The sequence below is a fragment of the Methylobacterium sp. J-088 genome (assembly GCF_022829295.1).
Lineage (GTDB): Bacteria > Pseudomonadota > Alphaproteobacteria > Rhizobiales > Beijerinckiaceae > Methylobacterium.
In genome coordinates this window covers 1-494 of the sequence record NZ_JAKSYH010000185.1, presented here as the reverse complement: position 1 = coordinate 494, position 494 = coordinate 1, and the positions used below count along the sequence as shown (strand labels likewise).

At 77.3% G+C, this 494-nt stretch carries 1 protein-coding gene; it reads right to left on the bottom strand.

The window, feature by feature from the left end; genetic code table 11:
• Window positions 1-51 precede the first annotated feature (51 nt).
• A complete protein-coding gene (locus MKK63_RS21090; protein WP_244005268.1) occupies window positions 52-270 on the bottom strand; it encodes a hypothetical protein in 219 nt (72 codons plus the stop codon).
• Between the last annotated feature and the right edge of the window lie 224 nt (window positions 271-494).

Genomic DNA, 494 nt, shown 5'->3' with positions numbered 1-494 from the left:
CCGGGGCCGGCTTCTGCATGGTGAACTGACCCGGCCTGCCCGGCTGCCGCCTCACGAGGCCGCGTAGACCGAGACTCCGTCGAAGGTTCCGTCTGGCCCCGGCGCGTAGGTGAGGGAGGCGCGCAGCAGCAGCAGCACGGTCCCCCCGCATAGCGCGCCGACGAGCAGGCGCGCGAGGCGTTCCGCGTGTGCCCCGGCGGCCGCGACTACGGCGCAGCCGAGCAGGAAGGCGCAGGCCGGCGAGGCCGGATTGGCCAGCGCCACCGCCACCGCCCAAAGCCCGGGGCGCGCTCAAGGGTCCGATCCCCGTCGTGTCCGCCCATGACACCCCCCCCCCGGCCCGAAGAACCCGGGCGCCGCAAGGGCGCGGCAAGGGCGCCGCAAGGGCGCGGCAAGGGCGCCGCAAGGGCGCCGCAAGGGCGCGGCAAGGGCGCGGCAAGGGCGCGGCAAGGGCGCGGCAAGGGCGCCGCAAGGGCGCCGTGCCGCAACGCGAC